This window comes from Nitratireductor rhodophyticola (genome assembly GCF_019891355.1).
GTDB classification, from domain to species: Bacteria; Pseudomonadota; Alphaproteobacteria; order Rhizobiales; family Rhizobiaceae; genus Nitratireductor; species Nitratireductor rhodophyticola.
In genome coordinates this window covers 438,996-460,997 of the sequence record NZ_JAHSSF010000001.1, presented here as the reverse complement: position 1 = coordinate 460,997, position 22,002 = coordinate 438,996, and the positions used below count along the sequence as shown (strand labels likewise).

General features: G+C 61.0%; 18 protein-coding genes. 9 read left to right on the top strand and 9 right to left on the bottom strand.

The window, feature by feature from the left end:
* Positions 1–148: 148 nt before the first annotated feature.
* A complete protein-coding gene (locus KUG85_RS02080; RefSeq protein ID WP_065815396.1) occupies positions 149–763 on the top strand; it encodes a DUF922 domain-containing Zn-dependent protease in 615 nt (204 codons plus the stop codon).
* 47 nt (positions 764–810) lie between these two features.
* Here the strand turns inward: KUG85_RS02080 and KUG85_RS02075 are convergent, their stop codons facing one another.
* Both KUG85_RS02075 and KUG85_RS02070 read right to left on the bottom strand, forming a co-directional pair.
* Positions 811–1,131: a 2Fe-2S iron-sulfur cluster-binding protein gene (locus KUG85_RS02075; RefSeq protein ID WP_065815193.1), complete on the bottom strand. Its 321-nt coding sequence runs from the start codon at positions 1,129–1,131 to the stop codon at positions 811–813.
* Positions 1,132–1,281: 150 nt separating this feature from the next.
* Entirely contained in the window at positions 1,282–1,596 is a 315-nt protein-coding gene (locus tag KUG85_RS02070; protein WP_255606226.1) for an Hpt domain-containing protein, read from the bottom strand.
* Between the two features lie 309 nt (positions 1,597–1,905).
* On the opposite strand from KUG85_RS02070, the gene KUG85_RS02065 reads away from it, so the two are divergent.
* A complete protein-coding gene (locus KUG85_RS02065; protein ID WP_223003984.1) occupies positions 1,906–6,723 on the top strand; it encodes an apolipoprotein A-IV repeat region-like domain-containing protein in 4,818 nt (1,605 codons plus the stop codon).
* 187 nt (positions 6,724–6,910) lie between these two features.
* A complete protein-coding gene (locus KUG85_RS02060; protein ID WP_223003983.1) occupies positions 6,911–7,951 on the top strand; it encodes a zinc-dependent alcohol dehydrogenase family protein in 1,041 nt (346 codons plus the stop codon).
* A 4-nt stretch (positions 7,952–7,955) separates the two neighbouring features.
* Here KUG85_RS02060 and KUG85_RS02055 read toward each other — a convergent pair whose 3' ends face one another.
* From KUG85_RS02055 to KUG85_RS02040, 4 genes are all read right to left on the bottom strand, one after another.
* The gene (locus KUG85_RS02055; RefSeq protein WP_223003982.1) at positions 7,956–8,558 is read right to left on the bottom strand and encodes an ABC-type transport auxiliary lipoprotein family protein; all 603 of its coding nucleotides are present in this window, start codon (positions 8,556–8,558) and stop codon (positions 7,956–7,958) included.
* A 110-nt stretch (positions 8,559–8,668) separates the two neighbouring features.
* Complete coding sequence (locus tag KUG85_RS02050; protein WP_065815188.1) at positions 8,669–10,042, bottom strand: MlaD family protein; 1,374 nt, start codon at positions 10,040–10,042, stop codon at positions 8,669–8,671.
* A gap of 9 nt (positions 10,043–10,051) precedes the next feature.
* Complete coding sequence (locus tag KUG85_RS02045) at positions 10,052–10,864, bottom strand: ABC transporter ATP-binding protein (RefSeq protein ID WP_065815187.1); 813 nt, start codon at positions 10,862–10,864, stop codon at positions 10,052–10,054.
* An 8-nt stretch (positions 10,865–10,872) separates the two neighbouring features.
* The gene (locus KUG85_RS02040) at positions 10,873–12,063 is read right to left on the bottom strand and encodes an ABC transporter permease (protein ID WP_223003981.1); all 1,191 of its coding nucleotides are present in this window, start codon (positions 12,061–12,063) and stop codon (positions 10,873–10,875) included.
* Between the two features lie 114 nt (positions 12,064–12,177).
* Between KUG85_RS02040 and dgcA the strand changes: the two genes are divergently transcribed.
* Positions 12,178–13,161: an N-acetyl-D-Glu racemase DgcA gene (dgcA, locus tag KUG85_RS02035; protein ID WP_223003980.1), complete on the top strand. Its 984-nt coding sequence runs from the start codon at positions 12,178–12,180 to the stop codon at positions 13,159–13,161.
* Positions 13,162–13,185: 24 nt separating this feature from the next.
* Here the strand turns inward: dgcA and KUG85_RS02030 are convergent, their stop codons facing one another.
* Entirely contained in the window at positions 13,186–14,016 is an 831-nt protein-coding gene (locus tag KUG85_RS02030) for a UDP-2,3-diacylglucosamine diphosphatase (protein ID WP_223003979.1), read from the bottom strand.
* Between the two features lie 305 nt (positions 14,017–14,321).
* Here KUG85_RS02030 and KUG85_RS02025 point away from each other — a divergent pair, with 305 nt between their 5' ends.
* Both KUG85_RS02025 and KUG85_RS02020 read left to right on the top strand, forming a co-directional pair.
* On the top strand, positions 14,322–16,637 hold the full coding sequence (locus KUG85_RS02025; protein WP_223003978.1) for an NADP-dependent malic enzyme: 2,316 nt from the start codon (positions 14,322–14,324) through the stop codon (positions 16,635–16,637).
* A gap of 170 nt (positions 16,638–16,807) precedes the next feature.
* Positions 16,808–17,905 carry a DUF2865 domain-containing protein gene (locus KUG85_RS02020; protein ID WP_223003977.1) on the top strand — a complete coding sequence of 366 codons (1,098 nt, stop codon included), beginning with the start codon at positions 16,808–16,810 and terminating at the stop codon, positions 17,903–17,905.
* Here KUG85_RS02020 and gltX read toward each other — a convergent pair.
* A complete protein-coding gene (gene gltX / locus KUG85_RS02015) occupies positions 17,823–19,196 on the bottom strand; it encodes a glutamate--tRNA ligase (RefSeq protein WP_223003976.1) in 1,374 nt (457 codons plus the stop codon). The two genes, KUG85_RS02020 and gltX, sit on opposite strands and share 83 nt — an antisense overlap.
* A 50-nt stretch (positions 19,197–19,246) precedes the next feature.
* Complete coding sequence (locus tag KUG85_RS02010) at positions 19,247–20,464, bottom strand: MFS transporter (protein ID WP_223004479.1); 1,218 nt, start codon at positions 20,462–20,464, stop codon at positions 19,247–19,249.
* A 158-nt stretch (positions 20,465–20,622) separates the two neighbouring features.
* Between KUG85_RS02010 and KUG85_RS02005 the strand changes: the two genes are divergently transcribed.
* From KUG85_RS02005 to KUG85_RS01995, 3 genes are read left to right on the top strand one after another with little or no spacing between them, the layout of a single operon-like run.
* Positions 20,623–20,937: an ArsR/SmtB family transcription factor gene (locus KUG85_RS02005; protein ID WP_065815182.1), complete on the top strand. Its 315-nt coding sequence runs from the start codon at positions 20,623–20,625 to the stop codon at positions 20,935–20,937.
* Positions 20,934–21,290 (top strand): SRPBCC family protein, encoded by a 357-nt coding sequence (locus KUG85_RS02000; RefSeq protein WP_223003975.1) that lies wholly within the window; start codon positions 20,934–20,936, stop codon positions 21,288–21,290. The genes KUG85_RS02005 and KUG85_RS02000 overlap by 4 nt, the downstream gene beginning before the upstream one ends.
* A gap of 60 nt (positions 21,291–21,350) precedes the next feature.
* Positions 21,351–21,971, top strand: a complete 621-nt coding sequence (locus KUG85_RS01995; RefSeq protein WP_007007113.1) for an ATP-dependent Clp protease proteolytic subunit — start codon at positions 21,351–21,353, stop codon at positions 21,969–21,971.
* Positions 21,972–22,002 lie beyond the last annotated feature (31 nt).

The following is a 22,002-nucleotide window of genomic DNA, read 5'->3' as shown; positions in this document are numbered from 1 at the left end:
CTTGTAGCCTCCGGATCGCAATCAGGCGTTTTTGCGGCTCATTGCCGCCAAAATCAACCGCAATGTGTTTGACGGGCCGACTCGGAAACCGGAAGTGCCGGGCTTGTCATCGCGCAACCGACGTCGCAGGGTGAAGATCGGAGACATCATGAGACGCATCACGCTGACACTCGCCCTGCTGGCACTCGGTACCTTTCCCACCGCGAGCGCCGACATTTCACGCACCTACAGCTACTTCTCCATCGGCGGAAAGACGCTGAGCGAAATTGAAGAACAGCTCCGCTCGCGTGGACCGCATGTGCAGAGCACCGGGCAGAGACACCCCGGCGCGACCCGCATGGAGTTCAAGACCAGGATAACCTACGAGGAAGAAAACCGGCGCTGCCGCATCGCCGACGTCAGGGTTTCGGTCAAGGCGCGGGTCTTCCTCCCCCGCTGGCGCAACCGAAGGAGCGCCGGACCGGAAACCGCCCTCATCTGGGATACGCTGTCAAAAGACATCAAGCGTCATGAAGAAAGCCATCTGGGAATTGCCAAACGCTACGCGCGCAGCATCGAAAACGAGATTGGCGACCTTGCGCCGCGCTCTTCCTGTGAAGCCCTTCAGGCGCGCGCCGAACAGGTGACGCAGAAGAAACTCGAAGAACACGATGCCGCGCAGGCAAAATTCGACCGCATTGAAAGCGGCAATTTCGAGTGGCGCCTGATGCGCCTGCTCAACTACCGGCTGGAACAGCTCGAAAAGGGACGAAACCCCGGTTAGAACGCTTCACCGCACATGCGTGCGCACCTGACCACAAGCTCGTCAGATCAGGCTTGCCGCTCGGGAATGCGCACCACCAGACCATCGAGATCATCACGCACGATGATCTGGCAGGACAGGCGCGAGGTGGGCTGAACCTCGTAGGCGAAGTCCAGCATGTCTTCTTCCATCGCCTCAGGCTGGCCGACCGTATCGGACCACTGCTCGTCCACATAAACATGGCAGGTCGCACAGGCACAGGCACCGCCACACTCGGCTTCAATGCCCGGCACGGCATTGCGGATGGCGTTCTCCATGACCGTGGAGCCGTTTTCGGCATCCACCTCAAAGCGCGTGCCATCGGGAACGATATAGGTGATCTTCGGCATGCGGATACTCGGCAGTTTTTTTGGATTTGATGCGGGTGCGTGGAGATGGAGCGCGCAACTTCGGCGAGGCCCGTTGCGCTCCAAGTTTCGCGCATCACTTATGGTTTTTGGAGACGAAAGGCAATCCGTATGCTGGGATGCGACATTGCGTCAGCTTAATTCAGAAATGAATTCATTGGCTTCGTGGATCAGGCTTACCAGGCGCATTATGCTCTCCTCGTCTGCCGGCTCTTTTTCGATACCAGCAGCACAGGCGGCAATTTCCATCGCGCCGACCCCTCGTGCCGATCCGACGAGCGCATGCGCCATCTCGCGCCTCGATTGAAGATCAGTAGTGCGGATGCGCTCACCGAGCCCTTCCGTCTGCCTGCGGAACATGCCGAGGACTTCAAGGGCCAGAGCCTGATCGCCCATGGTCTGACGCGACAGGTGTTTTAGATCGACCGGTGTCGGGCCAGTGGACACGCACTCCTCCTCAAAAAGCTCTGCCTGATTTGATCCACGCATCGGTCCCCGGCTTCCTCTACGGCACCCTTCACACACTATTAATGCCGGATGGACAACGGGTTAACGGCTTCGCTTCAAAGCGACGCTTTCATCAAAAACGTCGTTAACCTTATGTTTAAACTTTTACACATCGGACCGATTGCGTGTTTTCAACAGGCTCTTGTCCCATTACGATACGATTGGCTCATTTTGGGCATAGTGTCGGAGTACGAGGTTCCTCAAGTTTGCGTATGAGGCTCCGGCTGAGAGTAGCTGAGGTTTGGCGGTATGGCGCGTACAGTAGCAAAGAAAAATCAACCCAAGCGCGATTTTGCGAAGGAACTCGAGGATGCCCTCGATCTGGAGCTTGCAGACGGTCTGGAGAATGGCGACCTGGACATCGCCGCCTCCATGGAGGACCTGGAAGCGCAGATTTCTGCAGCAGCCGAGGAACTCGCGCGCGAAAACCGCGACCAGAACGGAGACGGCAAGGTCACCGTGAGCGAGAAGAAAGACACCTCGCCGTCCGCCAAGGAAACGGCTGGAAACGCCCCGAGCGCCAAGACGGCCGCTCCGGCTTCCAGCGTTGCTGCGCCAGAGAAAGCGGGCACCACCGCCTCCAAACCCGTAAAAACCGAAGACGCCCCTGTCGACCGCAAGAACCTCACACCGGTCGATCCGGCGCCCGAGAACACTGCTTCCCAGCCATTCGCCCCCGCCAATGACGACCGGGCTGGTGATTTCAGCGCGGTCATGCGCAAATTCGACCGCCGCGCACCCAACACGGCCTATTGGCTCGTTGCAGCTCTCTCCGCCCTTTGGGTCGGCGGCGGCATTCTTCTCGGTCAGATGCTTTACGGCTCCGAGCTCTGGCAGATTCGCTCGACCGGTGCCCTTCTGGCGGCGCCGCACGCAATTGCACTGCTCGTCGGCATTGTCGTTCCGGTGATCCTGTTCTGGGGATTTGCCGTCATGGTGCGCCGCGCTCAGGAAATGCGGCTTGCCGCGCAATCGATGGCGGAAGCGGCTTTCCGTCTTGCCGAGCCTGAAAACCTCGCCCATGAGCGCATCATGACCGTTGGTCAGGCCGTGCGCCGTGAAGTGCAGGCCATGGGTGACGGCATGGACCGCACCCTCACCCGCGCCGTCGAGCTCGAATCCCTGGTTCACACCGAGGTGAGTGAACTGGAGCGCGCCTATTCGGAGAACGAATCGCGCATTCGCCACCTGGTGGACGGGCTTGGCTCGGAACGTGAAGGCATTGTCGGCCACGCTGAACGCGTACGCGCATCCATCGCCGGCGCGCATGAAATTCTGAAGGACGAGCTGGACACTGCAGGCGAGCGCATCCGCGCGACCATCGCCGATGCTTCGAAGCAGCTCGCAGCCTCCGTCAACGCATCAAGTGAGGCGCTGCTGAAGCAGCTCGAAGGCACTGGCGGCACTCTGCACAAGGGCATCGACGATCGCATCCAGAGCCTTTCGGAACGTATCACCACCTCCGGTGACGCTGTCGCAAACCTTCTCGACACACGCATCGCGTCCCTGACCAGGGGCACGGAGGATGCAACACAGAACCTTGCCACGCTGTTCGACACGCGGATGGCGACGCTGGCGGAGCGGACCGACGAGGCGACGCAAAAGATCGGCGGCCTGCTCGATTCGCGTGTCTCGGCTCTGGCCGATGGCGCCGAAGAAGCCGCGACCAAGCTTGGCAACGTCCTCGATTCGCGTATCTCAACGTTCAGCCAGAATACGCAAGATGCCGAACAGACCCTGACGAAGGTTCTCGATTCGCGCCTCGGCACCCTCACCAAGGAGACCCAGGACGCGGCGCAGACGCTCGGCAATCTGTTCGATGAACGCATGGCAACCCTTGCCGAGCGTACCGACCAGACGACCCGGTCGCTCAACACGCTGTTCGAGACCCGCAGCTCGGCGCTGCTCTCCTCGCTGGGTGAGGCGACCGACTCCATGTCGAGCGAATTCGACACCCATCTTGGCCAGCTCGAGAATGCCGTCACCGAACGTGGCCGGGCACTCATTGCCGAGTTCACCACCCGCGCCGAAGCGCTCGACGCAGGCACACAGAAGCTCAATTCGGCCCTGGAAGCGCGTGCGCGCAGCATCAACGAAACCCTCGTCGAGCGCACCCGGGAGATCGCCAACACCTTCGCACAGGGCAAGGACGAGGTTTCGGCAGCCGTCGAAGCAGGCAAGTCTGCGCTCGGCAGCGAGCTTTCCGACCTTGTGGCATCGACCAGCATCATGCTGGAGAACACCGCCGGCGAATTCGGCAAGCGTCTCGACCAGAACTGGTCGCAGATGGCCGCGCATTTCGATGAAGGCATTGAGCGTATCGACGCCACCCAGTCGCGCATGAGTGAGGCTGCACAGCGTCAAATCCAGGCCTTTGAAGAAACGCACCAGCGGCTTTCCGGTGCGCTCACCGAGGATATGGAGAAGCTCGATCTGGCACGTGCAACCTTCGAGGCCGGAATCGGAGAGCAGGTTCAGCAGCTTGCCAGGACACGCGACGGCTTTGGTCAGGCGCTCGACGCGAATATCGCCAAGATCGATGAGCACCGCTCGGCCCTCAATGCGGTGATCGAAGACGAGGCCCTGCGCGTCAATGAGATCTTCACCAAGCAGACGGGGATCATCGAAGAACGCACCCAGACCATGGAAAAAGCGCTTTCCATCGGCGTGGAGAATGTGCGCAGCACGCTCGAAAACAGTGCCATCGTCGTCGCCGGCGCTCTGCGCGATAAGGTGATCGAGGCAACCTCGACGCTGAACGAGGAAGCTTCCAAGGTCTTCGAGGACGCCGACCAGCGCATCGCGGCGCGTGCCGAACAGACCGCGTCGACCCTTGGCGCCCGTATCGAGGACATCGATCGCACCTTCGACGACGCCTCCGCGCGCTTCACCGAACGTGCCGGCGTGTTCGCACAGACATTTGCCGAAGTTGACGGCCGCATTGCAGCGCGCCTTGAATCGACTGCCGAAACGCTGTCGCAGCACACAAGGGCGATTACCGACACCTTCGACGCAGCCGACCGCAGGCTCGTCAGCCGCGTTGACCAGACCACCGAGCAACTGGCGGCCCGCACCGAGGATCTGTCGAAAACCTTCGAGGATTTCGATCAGCGCATCATCGCCCGCACGCATCAGACTTCGGCCGAGCTGGACGCACGCGCCAGCGCCATGGGCGAATCCCTTTCCAGCCTGCAGGAACGCCTCTCGAACAGCGCCAGCATGATTGCGAGCACGATTTCCGGCGGCATCAACGATGCAGACGCCCGCCTTCGCGAAAGCGCAGAATCGGTCGCTCAGCATGTCAACCAGCAGCTCTCGACAACGCAGGCGCGCCTTGTCTCCACGGCCGATACGATCGCCCAGACCTTCGCTTCGGTCGACGAGCACATTGGCAAGCGCACGAACGAGACCGTCTCAAACCTGGAAGAGCGGACCCGTGAGCTCAATGCGATCCTCGCCGGGCGCACCGCCGAGATGTCGCGTATTCTGGACGAGACGGCAAAGCCGCTCGTGGAGCGTTTCGCAGCCAGTGGCGGAGAACTGCGCGAAAGCATCGAAGCGATCACGACGGAAACCACGCAGCGTCTGCAGTCCGAGAACGCAGCGCTCCTCAACGCGCTCACCAACCGCACGAATGAAGCGCTTTCGGCCTTCGAGCACGTGCAGTCGAGCCTCAGCGGCCATATCGATGAGCTTCTGCAGAAGCTTGGCGTTTCGGGTCAGCGTCTGGGGGCATTGATCTCCACCGCCTCGAAGAATCTCTCCGAAGTGGATGAGCGGCTCAGCTCCACTGCCACGAACTTCGCCGAAAATGCGGAAAAGGCAGCGGAGACCTTCTCCAATTCCGCAAGCCTCATCAATGCCAACTCGGGCCGCCTGGCCGATTTCTCCGACAGGACGCTGCGTGAGATTTCTGCCATCGCCAGCCGCTTTGAAGATCACAGCAAAGTGCTGGAAACGGCATCCGAGCTGCTCGAACGCGCGCAGTCCGGTTTGAGTGGCAATCTCGAAGACCGCCAGAAGGCGCTCGAAGCCCTCGCCTCCGGCCTGGCCGAAAAATCGGAGCACATCGAGCGGACGATGAATGCGTTCGAAGATTTTGTCGGGCGCACACTGACCTCCGCCGAGGGCCGCACGCAGCAATCGGTCGACGGCATCCGCCAGTCGATTGCCGAAGTCGTTGAAGCGGCCACCAGCCGCTTCAGCGGGGCCACGGATGAAATCCGCCGCACGGCCGCTGAAATTCGCAACGAACTGGAGCAGACCCGCAGCGATGTGAAGCGCGGCATCGCAGAACTGCCGGCTGAGGCCAAGCAGTCCACTTCGGCGATGCGCAACGCCATCACCGAACAGGTGAACGCGCTGAAGGAGCTTTCCGACATCGTGTCGAAATCCGGCCGGATGCATGGGCTCGACCAGCAAAGCGAAAGCCGTCTCGCAGCCGAGCCGGCTCCGCTGCGCCAATCCGCACCGACACCGGCGCCGCGTGCATCCCAACCGGCCCCTGCCGCCGCGCAGCAGCCGGTGATCGAACGACCGCGCCAGCCCGCACCGGCTTCACCGCGACCGGCCGAGACCGCACGCGCACCCCAGCAGGCAAATCAGCCCGCAGCGGGCGGCGGCTGGATCCGTGATCTCCTGCGCAGTGCTTCAAACGAAGAGGGTCGCGGCGAGCGCGAACGCCAGGCGCCTTCCGTGCAGAAGGAAGACCGTTCAGCCCTGCATGTCGTGGAATCACTGAACTCGCTTTCGGTGGACATCGCCCGTGCGATCGACCATGAAGCATCGATCGACCTGTGGGACCGCTACCGCCGCGGGGAGCGCAACGTCTTCACGCGCCGGCTCTACACGCTGAAGGGCCAGCAGACTTTTGACGAAATCCAGAACAAGTATCGTTCCGATCCCGAGTTCCATTCGGCGGTCGATCTGTACTGCCGCGATTTCGAAAAACTTCTGCGGGACGTGTCGCGCTCGGATCGGGACAACATGATGACCCAGACCTATCTGACCTCGGACACGGGCAAGGTCTACACGATGCTGGCACACGCGAGTGGCCGTCTCCGCTAGCACGATACGGCGCACAGGCTGAACGAACCGGACGGGCCCCTCGCGGGCCCGTTTCCTTTTGGATGGCAATCCGCAAACCGTTGTTCGGGCGCAGGGCTCCTGCTGGAACAACAAAAAGCCTTTGACAACGAAACGCACCGGAACTCCGATAGGATGTCACGCTCACGTTTCAGGCTTGGAGATGTCAATGAAGGCCGTGCTCTTTGAACGCTTCGCACAAGCGCCGCAGATCGCCACGCTGCCCGATCCCTCACCGGCCGCGCACGGGGTCGTCATCAAGGTTGAGGCCACGGGCGTTTGCCGAAGCGACTGGCATGGCTGGATGGGGCACGACCCTGATATCGAACTGCCACATGTTCCCGGCCACGAACTGGCCGGTACGGTGGAGGCAGTCGGCAAAGACGTTCAGCGTTGGAAGGTCGGCGACCGCGTTACCGTTCCCTTTGTCGGAGGCTGCGGTTCATGCCCCGAATGCCATGCCGGGCAGCAGCAGGTTTGCCACAACCAGTTTCAACCGGGCTTCACACACTGGGGTTCCTTCGCCGAATTCGTTGCAATCCACCAGGCCGATCTCAATCTCGTGGCACTGCCTGAAACCATGGATTTCGTCACTGCGGCCAGCCTCGGCTGCCGCTTCGCCACATCGTTTCGCGCGGTTGTGGATCAGGGCCGGGTTTCTGCCGGTCAATGGGTCTGCGTACACGGCTGCGGCGGCGTCGGGCTTTCCGCCATCATGATAGCCTCCGCCCTGGGTGCAAATGTGGTGGCAGTGGACATTGCAGAGGACAAGCTGGCCCTCGCCCGCGAACTCGGCGCAACCGCAACTGTCAACGCAGGAATGGTGACCAATGTTGCCGAAGCGGTCTTCGACATCACGAATGGTGGTGCCCATCTCTCCCTCGATGCGCTGGGCCATCCCGAAACCTGCTTCAACTCGATCCATAATCTGCGCCGGCGTGGCAGGCATGTGCAGATCGGTCTGATGCTGGCTGAACACAGCACGCCGCAGATTCCCATGGCGCGGGTCATCGCCCACGAACTGGAGATTCTGGGGAGTCACGGCATGCAGGCACATCGCTATGACGCGATGCTGGCCATGATCCAGGCCGGCAAACTCGCCCCTGAGCGGCTGGTGGGACAACAGATCAGCCTTGAAGAATCGATTGAAGCGCTGATGGCGATGGACCGGTTCCAGTCTGTCGGCGCGACCGTGATCAACCGCTTCTGAAGCTTCAGCTGTTGGAGACAGTCCAGTCCACGAGATCCGCCATGGCTGTGCCGAAGGCGCGGTCAAGGGCCGTGGCGAACGCCTGCCCGCCGCTGCCGTTTACGGGTGTCGATGCGGTGAAGACGCGCGAAGCCCGCACGGTTCCATTTCGGTCGTTCAGTATGCGAACGAAAATCTCCACCTCGGCGCGATCCTGTCCGTCGACACGCACATTGAAAGCACGCAGGTCTGCCAGAATCTGGTAGTCGATCGCCAGTCCCTCGCCCGGCATGCCGACGCCGCCGAAGCGGCCCGAACGCTGGTAGAGATCGGCCATGCGTGTCTGAACGATCCTCGGCAGCCGGTCTGCCCAGCGGACACCACCCAGATACTGAATGGCGCCACTCGACGTCTTGACCACAATGTCCTGCCCGTCGAGCATCTTGATGGCCGTGGGCTCGGTGACAAGAATCTGTTTCCGGCTGACGCGGCGTCCATCCTGCGAGACGGGGGGCGTGGTGAGATCGAAAGCATCTACAGGTGCAGGTCCGCCGCCTGGCAAGGCAGCACAGCCGGCCAGAACGCCCCCCAACGCCAGCAGCGCGAAAATCCTCGCCCTCGTCCTCAAAAACCGCTCCTCAATCCAAACGCCGGAGAATCCAGCGGGATTCGCCCCTGAAACTTCTCAAAAAGCAAAAGACCCTGTCCCGAATTGTTTGGGATGATGTGGCACGAATGTCAACGTCGGACCCGCCCGTCATAACGGCGAATCGTCCCCTCACCGCCAGTGATGATGCGTTGCGGGTTCTGCTCGAAATCCGTCACCGCGCTCTCAATCCGGTTGATCGAACGGCGGGCGTCGCGCACCAGTGACTCGACCTCACGCAATCCGCCGCCCGAGAACCGCTCCAGATTGCCCGAAATCGCATCAACGCGGACGGTCAGCGTTTCGGCCATTTTGCGGAAAGACCTGAGTGTTTCGCGTGCATCGGCCATCAGACCGTCGCCGTCACCGGATTCGAGCATGCCGTCGAGCTTGGCAAGCACGGAATCGAGCCGCACCGACGATTTGTTCAGCTGGCTCGCAAGTTCGCTCGCGTTGGTGATGAACTGGTCGATGTCGTCCTTGCGCTTGTCCACAGTTTCGCTGACATCGGCGATGCTTTTTGCAGCACGGTTCACAGTCGCGCTTGCCTGCTCGAAATTGCCGACGGCGGATTTGACCGTAGCGGGATCGACGCTATCAAGAACGCCGTCGAGCTTGGCGAGTGTCTGGTTGGCATTGGTCGAGAAAGTGCCGATCGAACGCACGGTCTCGTCGACACTGGTCATGACCGTGTCGATGTTGCGGCTCGCTTTCTCCAGTCGCCCCGAAAACTCATCGAAATTGCCGACCATCGATGCAATCTTGTCACGGTCGACCGACGTAATCAGCTCCTCGGCGGCCTTCAGAGTGCTGTCGAGCTGCCCGGACACTTTTGAAATCGTCTCCGAGAGCGAGCTCACATTGGCGAGGAATGTATCGATGCCGGACGCATTGCGCTCCAGTGCCTCGGAAAAGCGCTGGACGTTCTTGACCGTATCCGTAAGCGGCTGCCGGGCGTCTTTCGTGAACCCTTCAAGCTGGGACACAACGGAATCAGCCCGCGTCAGAAGGCTTTGGGCCGTCTGCAGCAGATTGGTCACCGCCGAAGGGCTTGCCTGTATTTCCGCGACCGTATCCCGCTCCTCGGCCAGGTCGAACAGATTGGGCTCGTTGAGGTCACCGCCCGTCAGCTCGATGTTTGCCGTTCCGGTGAGGCCCGCAAGCCCGACATCCGCCTTTGTGGATTGCGTGATCGGGGTCAGGCGGTCCACTTCCGCGTCGGCGATCGCGACACTCGGGTTGGAAAGATCCAGATAGACGCGGCGCACATCCCCCACCTTCACGCCGTTGAAGAGCACTGCGCTGCCACGCGAGAGGCCGGATGCGGAACCGGGAATGCGAAACCGCAGAACCGCAGTCTCGCCCCGGTCACCGATATTGGCGGTCCAGTAAACGAAACCGAACGCAGCCAGGATGACCAGAACGGTGAAGAAGCCGACAAGAACGTAGTTGGCTCTGGTTTCCATGATAACCTGCTAACCTCTCGCGGAACGGTCGATCTGCCGGGCCCGCTTTCCCCTGAAATAGGCTTTCACCCAAGGATCGTCGCATGCCAGCATGTCCTCGACCGTGCCTTCGACGAGAACACGTTTGCCACCGAGAACGGCGATGCGGTCGCATGCCGTCAAGAGACTGTCGAGATCGTGGGTGACCATATAGACCGTCAGCCCCATCGTGTCGCGCAGTTTCCCGACCAGCTCATCGAACTCAGCCGCACCGATCGGGTCAAGGCCGGATGTCGGCTCGTCCAGAAAAACGATATCCGGATCAAGTGCGAGGGCGCGCGCAAGAGCAGCCCGCTTGATCATGCCGCCCGAGAGTTCGGATGGGTATTTCGTTGCTGCATTGCGTGGCAGTCCGACAAGCTCAAGCTTCAGATAGGCCAGTTCATCCATCAGCGCGCGCGGCAGGTCGAGATATTCACGCATCGGCACCTGGATGTTCTCGAGCACCGTCAACGCTGAAAACAGCGCCCCGTGCTGAAACAGAACCCCCTGGTGCATATCGACCCTCAGGCGTTCCTCATCCGTCGCAGCGTCAAGGTCCTGTCCTAGCAGGTGGATCGTTCCCGAGCGTTTTCGCACGAGACCGAGGATCGTGCGCAAAAGAACCGATTTTCCAGCTCCCGACGCGCCGACAAAGCCAAGAATTTCGCCCCGATAGACGTCGAGCGAAAGACCGTCGAGCACCAGCGTATCACCGAAACCGACAGTGACGTCGCGCACGGAAAGAACCACATCCCGCGACTGCGCCACTCGTCCTTCCTGCCGTTCCTCGATCAACACCATGCCGCCACCTAGAAATCGATTGCTGCGTAGAAAATGGCGAACATCCCATCAACGACGATCACGACGAAAATCGCCTTGACCACGGACGCAGTGACGTGACCGCCGAGGGACTCGGCACTGCCTCCAACCTTCATCCCCTCGATGGAGGCAATAATACCGACGATCAGCGCCATGAAGGGCGCCTTGATCAAACCGGCAAAGATTGTTGAAAGATCGATCGAATCCCTGAGGCGATCAATGAAGGCCTCGGGCGGGATGCCTGAATAAAGCCAGGCAATGAGCATCGCGCCGCCGAGGGCCGCGAAATTTGCAACGATGGTGAGACAGGGCACCCCGACCATCAGGGCGACCAGACGCGGAAAGACCAGAACGCCGACTGGGTTGAGGCCGATGACCGTCAGCGCATCCACTTCCTCGCGCATCTTCATGGAGCCGATTTCGGCGGTGATGGCGCTGCCCGAGCGACCGGCAATCATGATTGCCGTCATCAACACGCCAAGCTCGCGCAGGATCAGGATTCCGACAAGATCGACAACGAAGATCTCGGCACCGAAATAGCGCAACTGAAAGGCACCCTGCTGGGCAATGATGGCGCCGACGATGGCAGACATCAGAACGATGATCGGCACTGCGCCCACGCCCATCCGGTCGATCTGGTTGACAATGGCGGCAGGGTTGATCGCGTGCGCGCGGCCAAGCTTCATCTGGGCGCCACCGATGGTAGCGCCAAGAATATGCGCACCATAGACGATATCGTCCCGCGCCTCATACATGGCGCGGCCGATCCGCTCCAAGAGGCTGACAAGCAGCGAACTCTTTTGGCGCGGCCTGCTCTCGCCGCCCTGCTCGACCGCATCGCGCACCGCAGGCAGGAGTATCTTGGCAGCTTCGCTCTCGCCGGTGACGGTCACATCGGCACCGCGCGTCTGATGCGCATGGACGAGGCGCTCGATGATCCAGGCGCCAGCCGTATCGAGGCTGGTGATGCCGGACAGGTCCACGGAAACGCGCTGCAGACCGTCCTGCGCCTCCAGCTTGCGCATGCTGGCATCGACCCTGGCGACTGTCCGCGTGTTCCAGGCACCCGAAAGGCGACAGGAGAGCACGCCGCCCTCCGCGTCCGTCTCAAGACGGGGCTCGCCATTCTGGCCGGCTGGACGCCCTGCGTCGCTTGCGTCGTCAACGGAATTGGTCAACATGGCACCATCATTAGTGCGGAGCAGGTCCAAAGGGAACCGGTTGCCGGTCCGCAGAAGGGCCATATAAGGCATGTTCCTCTAATAATTGTGATTTTTGCGAGAAAAAGGGTGGAAATGACACGCGAACTGGCCACAAACACCGAAGGTTTTCCCATTGCAGGTGTCTTCACAATCTCCAGAGGCTCGCGCACCGAGGCGCGAGTCGTCACCTGCACGGTGAGCGAAAACGGCGTTCGCGGCCAGGGGGAATGCGTGCCTTACCCGCGTTACGGCGAATCAGAGGACAGCGTCCTCGCTCAAATTGAGGCGGCGCGCAAGGACATTGCCAACGGCATCAGCCGCGCCGATCTCGTCACCTCCATGCCAGCCGGTGCTGCCCGCAACGCCGTCGATTGCGCTCTTTGGGATCTCGAAGCGAAGCTTTCGGGCCGGCGCGCTTCCGCGACAGCCTGCGCCATCCCGCCACGCCCGTTGCAGACGGCCTATACGATTTCGCTCGCCGCACCTGAGGAAATGGCAGCACAGGCGCGCGCGCATGCAACACGCCCTCTCCTGAAGGTGAAGCTCGGCGGTGAAAACGATGCGGCACGCATTCATGCCGTGGCGGGTGCTGCTCCCGACAGCCGCCTGATCGTCGATGCCAATGAAGGCTGGACCGAAGAAAACATCCGCGAAAACATGCTGGCGGCAGCAGAATTTCACGTTGCCCTGATCGAACAGCCGCTACCCGCCGGAAAGGACGGGATTCTGCGCGACATCCCGCACCCGGTGCCAATCTGCGCGGATGAGAGCGTGCACACCGCCGACAGCCTCTCCGAGCTTGCCGGGCTCTACGATTTCGTCAACATCAAGCTCGACAAGACCGGCGGTCTCACCGCCGCGCTGGAACTGCGCGACCGCGCTCGTGAAATGGGGTTTGGCGTGATGGTGGGGTGCATGGTGGGCACGTCGCTCGCCATGGCACCGGCGGTGCTGCTCGCCCAGGGCGCCGATTTCGTGGACCTGGACGGCCCGCTGCTTCTGGCGAAGGACCGTCCGCACGGACTGAGCTATTCCGGCTCACTGGTCTCGCCCCCTTCGCCGCAGCTCTGGGGCTGAAGGCGCTTTGGCAATCAGGGCCGCTCAGGCGGCCTTGATCCGGTCTCCCTGAAATGCAGCAACGACGGCGCGCTCCTGCGAAGCCGCAGCCGCAGGCTCGACCTCGAGAATCTGCGCCCACGTGATGATCTCGAAGCTGCCGTCGAAATTCTCGGCAAGCGCCGTGCAGCTTTCCACCCAGTCGCCCGTGTTCATGTAGCTTATGCCGCGAATGTCTTCCATCGCGGCATGATGGATGTGTCCGCAGATAACGCCGTCAACCTCGGAGCGCTGGGCTTCCTGGGCAAGCACGTCCTGGAACGAGCTTATGAACTTGACCGCCTTCTTGACCTTGATCTTTGCCCAGGAAGAGAACGACCAATATGGACGCCGAAGAAACCGCCGCACGCGTGCGATGACGCGGTTGATGACAATGGCGAGGTCGTAGGCCTTGTCGCCCAGATAGGCAAGCCAGCGTACATTGTGCACGACCTGGTCGAACTGATCGCCGTGGATGACAAGAAATCTGCGCCCGTCTGCGGCCTCGTGGATCACGCGGTCAGCAACGACGATGCCGCCGAAGTGGACGCCCTGAAACGAGCGAAGAAACTCATCGTGGTTGCCCGCGATGTAGGTGATCTCGGCTCCCTTGCGCGCCTTGCGCAGGAGCTTTTGCACCACATCGTTGTGCGCCGCCGGCCAGTGCCACGAGCGCTTGAGACGCCAACCGTCGACAATGTCTCCGACCAGATAAATCTGCTCCGCATCGTGATAGCGCAGAAAATCGATCAGAAACTCGGCCTTCGCCGGCTTCGAGCCGAGGTGGATGTCGGAGATGAAGAGTGCGCGAAATTTGCGGTGTTCAGCGCCGGTCATTGTCCCGCCTGAGCCTTGTTAAGTCGCGCATTCTATGGCCCGATTCATGTCACAGACATATGACGACTACCGTTTCGATACGGAAAAATGGCGTTGAAGAACGGCAAAACGCCGCGCCGAGCACGATTCCGGCGTATGAAACTGCTTCTCGACATTCAGCGCTGGAAAAAGCGCCGTCGAGCGCCTAAGCACATGAGACGATTCATACCGTTTGAGCGCCGCGACCTTTCAGGTTCCGATGACGCCCGAACACCGTGCCGCAAGCCAAACGGCCACGCCGCCAGAGCCATGATGTGGAGCCGCCGATGTCATCCAGCAAAAAGACGCCGCAACGATCAGAATTCGATGAAGCCGCGCTCTTCTTTCACCGCCATCCCACTCCCGGAAAGCTGGAAATTCAGGCCACCAAGCCACTGGGCAACCAGCGTGACCTGGCGCTTGCCTATTCGCCCGGCGTCGCCGCCCCCTGCATGGCCATCCATGACGATCCGAAAAGTGCCGCGGACTATACGGCACGGGCCAATCTAGTGGCCGTGGTCTCCAATGGTTCAGCCGTGCTCGGGCTCGGCAATATCGGCCCGCTCGCTTCCAAGCCGGTGATGGAGGGCAAGGCGGTACTGTTCAAAAAATTTGCCGGCATCGACGTGTTCGACATCGAGATCGACGCACCGGAAATCGACCGCATGGTGGAAACGGTCGCGGCGCTCGAACCGACCTTCGGCGGCATCAATCTGGAGGACATCAAGGCACCAGAATGCTTCGAGGTCGAGGAACAGTTGAAAGCCCGCATGGGCATTCCGGTGTTCCATGACGACCAGCACGGCACAGCCATCATTGTGGCCGCGGCCGTTCTGAACGGCCTCGAACTGGCCGGCAAGGACATCGCCTCGGCAAAGATCGTTTCTTCAGGCGCGGGAGCGGCCGCGCTTGCCTGCCTCAACCTGCTCGTTTCGCTCGGCGCGAAGACCGAAAACATCTGGCTTACGGATAGACACGGCGTCGTCTATGAGGGCCGGAGGGAAGAGATGGACCGCTGGAAAGCGCCGTATGTGAAAGACACGGACGCCCGCAAGCTGGCCGAAGTGATCGGCGGAGCGGATGTGTTCCTCGGGCTCTCGGCGGCTGGAGTGCTGAAGCCGGAAATGCTGGCGGACATGGCCGAAAAACCGCTAATCTTGGCGCTCGCCAATCCTGTACCCGAAATCATGCCGGACGTGGCGCGCGAAGCGCGGCCTGACGCCATGATCTGCACCGGGCGCTCGGACTTCCCGAACCAGGTGAACAACGTTCTGTGCTTCCCCTACATCTTCCGCGGGGCGCTCGACGTGGGTGCGACCGCGATCAACGAGGAGATGAAGCGCGCTGCCGTCAAGGCAATCGCGGGCCTCGCCCGCGAAGAACCATCCGATGTCGCAGCACGCGCCTATTCGGGCGAAACACCAATCTTCGGCCCGGACTTTCTGATCCCCTCACCCTTCGATCCGCGTCTCATCCTGCGCATCGCACCGGCTGTTGCCGAAGCGGCCATGAAGAGCGGTGTCGCGGCGCGCCCCATCGAGGACATGGACCAGTATCTCGACCGGCTGAACCGCTTCGTGTTCCGCTCCGGCCTGGTGATGAAACCCGTCTTCTCGGCAGCCAAGGGCGCGGGCACCAAGCGTGTGATCTATGCAGACGGAGAGGACGAACGGGTGCTGCGCGCAGCCCAGGTCGTGATCGAGGAAGGCATAGCCGAGCCCATCATCATCGGTCGTCCGCATGTGGTGGAAACGCGCCTGAAGCGCTATGGCCTGCGTATTCGTCCCGGCGAGGATTTTTCCATCATCAACCCGGAAGACGACCCGCGCTATCGCGACTATGTTGATCTTCTGGTGCAACTGGCCGGTCGGCGCGGCGTGACGCCCGAAGCCGCGCGCACCCTTGTGCGCACGAACACCACCGTGATTGCCGCCATCGCCATGATGCGCGACGAGGCGGATGCCATGATCTGCGGGCTTGAAGGCCGCTTTGAGAAGCACCTGCGCTACGTGGACATGATCATCGGCAAGCGCGAAGGCGTCTGCGATCTTTCCACCCTCTCCATGCTTATCTCTCAGTTCGGTGTAACCTTCTTTACGGACACCTATGTCACCCTTTGTCCCTCCGCTTCGGAAATCGTCGAAACGACGATCCTTGCGGCGGAGGAGATTCGTCGTTTCGGCATAGAGCCTAAAGCAGCGCTTCTCTCGCACTCCAACTTCGGCTCGCGCGATTCCGAGAGCTCGATCAAGATGCGCGAGGCAGCATCGATGTTGAAACGTGTTGCCCCCGATCTCGTGTCCGACGGTGAAATGCATGGCGATTCCGCGCTTTCGGAAGTGCTGCGTCAGCGGGTGTATCCACAGGCATCGCTCTCCGGCGAAGCCAATCTTCTCGTGTTCCCAAGTCTGGATGCAGCAAACATAACGCTGACCACATTGAAGATCATGACCGATGCGCTGCATGTCGGCCCGATCCTGCTCGGAACGGCCATGCCCGCCCACATTCTGACACCCTCTGTCACCTCGCGCGGCGTCGTGAACATGACCGCACTCGCGGCCGTCGAAGCCCTGCAAAAGAGCAAGGCCGTTATGACGAGCTGAAATTTCTAAGAAAATTAAGGTTGCTATCAAATAAAAAACACGCGATAAGGTTGCATTTCTAACTGTAACTTAACCTGATTGGCCTATCTTTCGCCAATTGGCTGACGGTTTGCGCGAGACCGGAGCGAGCGTGTTCGCGTGTCAGTCGGTGTGGGCAGGCGGGGCGCGGAATGCATCTGGGTGGCAAGTATTTATTGCGTATTGTTTTTCTGGCTCTCACTGCCGCGCTGGGCGCGGCGGCAACAGTCGCCGACGCCAATGCGAAATCGCGAACCTGCACAAATCTCGAAATGCAGCTTGCAGCCGCCTCGCCGCAATCTTCGGCAAAGGCCAGGGGTTACGACCGCGCGATAGCGAAGCAGCAGCACCAACTCGGCATTGTACGTTCACGCCTGAGGAAGGCGCGGTGTGGTCTCGGCATCTTCAAGAACCGCGGCAGCCAGTGCACTGACTTGAGAAGATCGGAAGCTCGCATGGCGAAGAACCTCGCCAATCTGCGTAGTCAGCAAGGGCGAAATGGTGGCGTTTCAGGCAAAGAACGCGCTCGCCTCCGCTCAGCGTTGAAAGACAACAATTGTTACGCAAAAAAAAGCCCGCAGCAGACGCAAAGAAAGGAAAAGAAACGGGCAGCCTCATCCGGTGGCACCAAAAAGCCGAACCGTCCTGGAATTGTCTATCAGACCATGTGCGTGCGCGCATGCGATGGATACTATTTTCCAATCTCGTTTTCGGTTGCGAAGGATAAGTTTTCCAGAGACCAAAAGACCTGCGAGGCGCGCTGCCCCGGCTCCGAAGTTGAGCTGTACGCGCATGACGTTCTGAACGAAGAAGCCGAAGACATGATTTCGGTTGCCGACGGCACCCCGTATCGCGCGTTGCCCAAAGCGTTCAGCTACCGCCGAACCGGCGTTTCGCGCGACACCTGCAGCTGCCGAAAGGACAGGCGTTTCACAATCATCGCCGGGGAAAGGGCTGTCGACGCACGCACTCCCGTACCCACTGGACCGGCTCCCGCACCCGAAACCCGGTTGGTAGCGAAAGAGATGTCGGGCGAGACTTCAGCAAGCTTCTATATCGCGACACCGCCCAGACGAGACCCGACGCAGGACAACGCCGCAGCAGTGCATGTGGAAGAGGATGCTCCCGTCGAACAGGTGCTTGAAGACGAAGCTGCCCAGCGCCGTGTCAGGATAGTCGGGCCAGCGTTTCTTCCCGACCCAGAAGAGGCAATAGACCTGCGAGCTCCGGCCCCTGCTCCCGCCCCGTAAGGGCGATGCGGAGCGGCATGAAAAGGCCGCGCCCCTTGCGTCCCGTCTCGGCCTTGACGGTCGCCGTCCATACGCGCCAGGTTTCGGCGTCCCATGGCTCCTGCGGCAGGAGCTTCCCCGCCTCGTGAACAAAGATGCGGTCCTCCTCCGAAAGAACAGCATCCTGAGCAGGTTTCGCGCGAACGATGCTCCACCAGTCTGCCGCTTCCGCGACGGACTCCAGATTGCCGCGCACGGCAAGCCAGAAGGCTTCTGCATCATCGCCGGCAATGCCAAGGGCAGCGAGCCGGTCTTGTACATCGTCAAACGGCATCACCTGAATGAGATGCCGGCTGAGGCCTGAAAGCTCCGCCGGGTCGAACCTGGCCGCCGATTTCGACGTGGATGTCGGATCGAACAGCGTCGCCAGTTCCTCCATCGAGGAGGCTGCGGTAACGTTTTCGGATGTGCCGATGAGAACCGCAAGCGACGCAACCGCCATCGGCTCGATGCCCGCATCACGCAAGCTGGCAACGGAGAGAGCGCCGGTGCGCTTCGAAAGCCCCTCGCCTGACACGGTTGTCAGCAGGTTGTGATGGCCGAAAGCCGGCGGCTCGGCGCCAAGCGCTCTGAAGAGCGCGATCTGCGCGCCTGTATTGGTGACGTGATCGTCACCACGGATGACATGCGTCACGCCAAGGTCGATATCGTCAACCACGGAAGGCAGCGTGTAGAGATACGTGCCGTCCGCACGGATCAGAACGGGGTCCGACATGGAGGCAAGGTCGACCGTCTGAGGTCCGCGCACCACATCGTCCCAATGCACCTCCGTACGACTGGTCACGAAAGGATCGTCGGCGAAATTCGGGAGAAGAAAACGCCAGTGCGGCCTGCGCCCCTCGGCTTCCAGCGCCGACTTCTCCGCATCTGTGAGTTTCAATGCCTCGCGGCCATAGACGGGCGGCAGACGGCGCGACAGGCGTATCTTGCGGCGGCGTTCAAGCTCTTCCGGCGTCTCGTAGCAGGGATAGAGAAGCCCGGCCGCCTTCAGCTTTTCAGCGGCGGCACCATAGTGCTCGAACCGGCCCGACTGGGCAACCGTCTGATCCGGTTCGATGCCGAGCCAGGCCAGATCGCGGGCGATGCCATCGGCATATTCCTGACGCGAGCGCTCTGCATCCGTGTCGTCGAAGCGCAGGATGAAGCGTCCATTCAGCTTCTTCGCATAAAGCCAGTTGAAGAGCGCAGTACGCGTGTTGCCGATATGAATGTGGCCGGTCGGAGACGGCGCGAAACGAACGGTGACTGTCATGGGTGCGGGCGTATCCAAAAGCGCATCGCTTGGCAAGAAAAACGCGGGCCTCAGGCAGGTTGCAGACGGGCATTCAGCCCGCGCGATACAAACAGGAGCATCACGCAGGCCGCCAGGCAGTAAACGCCCATCACCCCGATCTGCAGCGGATAGCTAACGCCGCGGTCGATCAGGAAGCCTGTAATGCCCGGCCCCATGGCCGTGGCAAAGACCATGATTGCAACGGTCAGTGCGCGAATGGAACCCAAATGTCTGATGCCGTAAACCTCTGGCCAGAGCGCGCCGAAAAGCGTCGAGGAAAAGCCATAGGAAACGCCCATCAGCCCCATGAAGGCAAAGGCGCTCCACTGGGCTTCGCTACCGGCGAGAATGAGGCAGGCCGCCCCGAGTGGAACAAGGAAGCCCGGCAGAAGCGCGACGGCTGAGAAGCGATCGATCAACTGGCCCGAGATCAGTGCGAAGACGACCGTCATGGACGCCATGAAGGTGAAGGAGGAGGCGAACACCTCCAGAGACCAGCCGCGCAGTTCCACAAGATAGATCTGGTGAAAGAAGATCGTGGTGCCGATGAAGCCCGGCGCCATGACGCCGAGAAGCAGGAGATAGAAGACGGGATCGCGCAGCACTTCCCCACGCGTCCAGTCACGCACCGTGCTCCTGCGCGCTGCCGGATCGCCGGCGCGTGGCGCACGTTCCACCGCAATCAGGCCGGAGATGACCGGCAACGCAAAGACGAGAAGAAGTGCGGCAGCGATGAACCAGCTATTGCGCCAGCCGACCAGCGCGGCAATGGCGACGAAGGCCAGCGGCAGGGTCGCCTCGCCGACATTGTGACCAAGCGTTGTGACGGAAACAGCCCGGCCGCGCTGCGCGGAGAACCATCGCCCCATGGCGGTCAGCGAGTTGTGCGTCATCATCCCCTGCCCGAACAGTCGCAGCATGTAGATCGTCACCACAAGCACCACGAGCGAATGCGAAAGCGCCATCAACACACAGGCGAGCGCCAAAAGCGGAATGATGATGAAGGCGACCCTGCGCGCCGAATAGCGATCGACGATCTGGCCGAGCCGCGGCAGGGTAAACGCGCTGGCGAGCGTGGCCAGCATGTAGAGCGTGCCGAAGGCACCGTGCGACAGACCGTATTCTGCGCGGATATCGCCAGCCGACAGCGAAATGAAGAAGGTCTGGCCGAAGGATGAAAACAGTGTGAGAAGAAACCCGCCCGCAAGCCAGCGCGCGTTATCGCGAAGAAAGATCAGATAGGACATGAGCGGAACTCTGGTGCCGGGCGGGATGCGGCGTCGGAACACTGCGAAGCGAAATGCGGACATCGTAAACGCAGGAGGAAAAAGCGCAATGGCCGCGTTGCGGCGATTGGATACACCAGCCCCTTGCAAAACACATAAGAATCGACTTATCTATTCACATGAACGAAGCGGACATCTTCAAGGCCCTTGCCGACCCGACACGCAGACAGATGCTCGAACGATTGAGCGGAGGCGAACGAAATGCGACCGAACTGCGGGAGGGGCTGGCCATGTCGCAGCCGGCGGTCTCGCAGCATATCGCCGTGCTGCGCGGCGCCGGCCTGATTGAGGAAGAGAAATCCGGACGGCAGATGCGCTACCGCATAAGGCCGGATGGAATGGCGCCGGTGGTCGACTGGCTTACACGCTATCGCGGCTTCTGGCCCGAACGGGTCGAGAGGCTCAAAACACTGCTCAGGGAGATGGACCAGTGAGCGATGCCGACACTGAAAACACGAACGAAAACATTGTTCTGGAGTGCCTTCTGGAATCTCCGCCCGAAAAAGTCTGGCGCGCACTTACCGTTCCCGAACTTGCGGCAGGCTGGCTTGGTGAGCCCGGTGACGGTGGCGGGGAACCGGCTTATGAAATTCTCGACACCGCGCCCTGTTCGCGTGTGCGCTATACCTGGCGTGACGAGGAGACCGACGTGCCAGACACGCTGGTGACCTTCGAGATCAGCCCGGCACCCGACGGTAATACGTGGTTTCGTCTAACCCACAGCCACTGCGCCATGCCACGCCTGGCTGCAAACAGCAACGGCGCGCCGACCGCACGCGCTGCCTGACATCCACCAGAACCGCCCCAGAACCGACCCAGAACCGACATTGAGAAAAAGGAGATCGCGATGCGCGACACGATGGCGCTCGTCCCTATGGTCGTGGAGCAATCACCGAGAGGCGAACGTTCCTTCGACATCTACTCGAGACTTCTGCGAGAGCGGATCATCTTCCTCAATGGCGAAGTGAATGATGACTCGGCCGCACTCATCTGCGCGCAGCTTCTGTTCCTGGAATCGGAGAATCCCGAGCGCGAGATTTCCTTCTACATCAACTCGCCGGGCGGCGTGGTGTCGAGCGGCTTCGCGATCTATGACACGATGAACTTCATCAACAGCCCGGTGGCGACTGTCTGTATGGGTACCGCCGGTTCCATGGGATCGTTCCTTCTGATGGCGGGGGAACCAGGCCGGCGCGCGGCACTTGCCAATGCCAGCGTCGTTCTGCACCAGCCCTCCGGCGGCTTTCGCGGTCAGGCATCCGACGTGCAGCGCCACGCGGAAGACATATTGAAGCTGAAGCGCCGGATGATCCGGCTCTATGCGGAACATTGCGGGCGCACCGAAGAAGAAGTGGAACGCACGCTCGACCGCGACTTCTTCATGACCGCGCAGGAAGCCTGCGACTGGGGCCTTGTCGACCGGGTCTATTCAACCCGGGCAGATCTGGAGCGCCAGAAGGCGCAATAGCCTGCCGGCTCCTGAAAGCTGTTCTCTAACA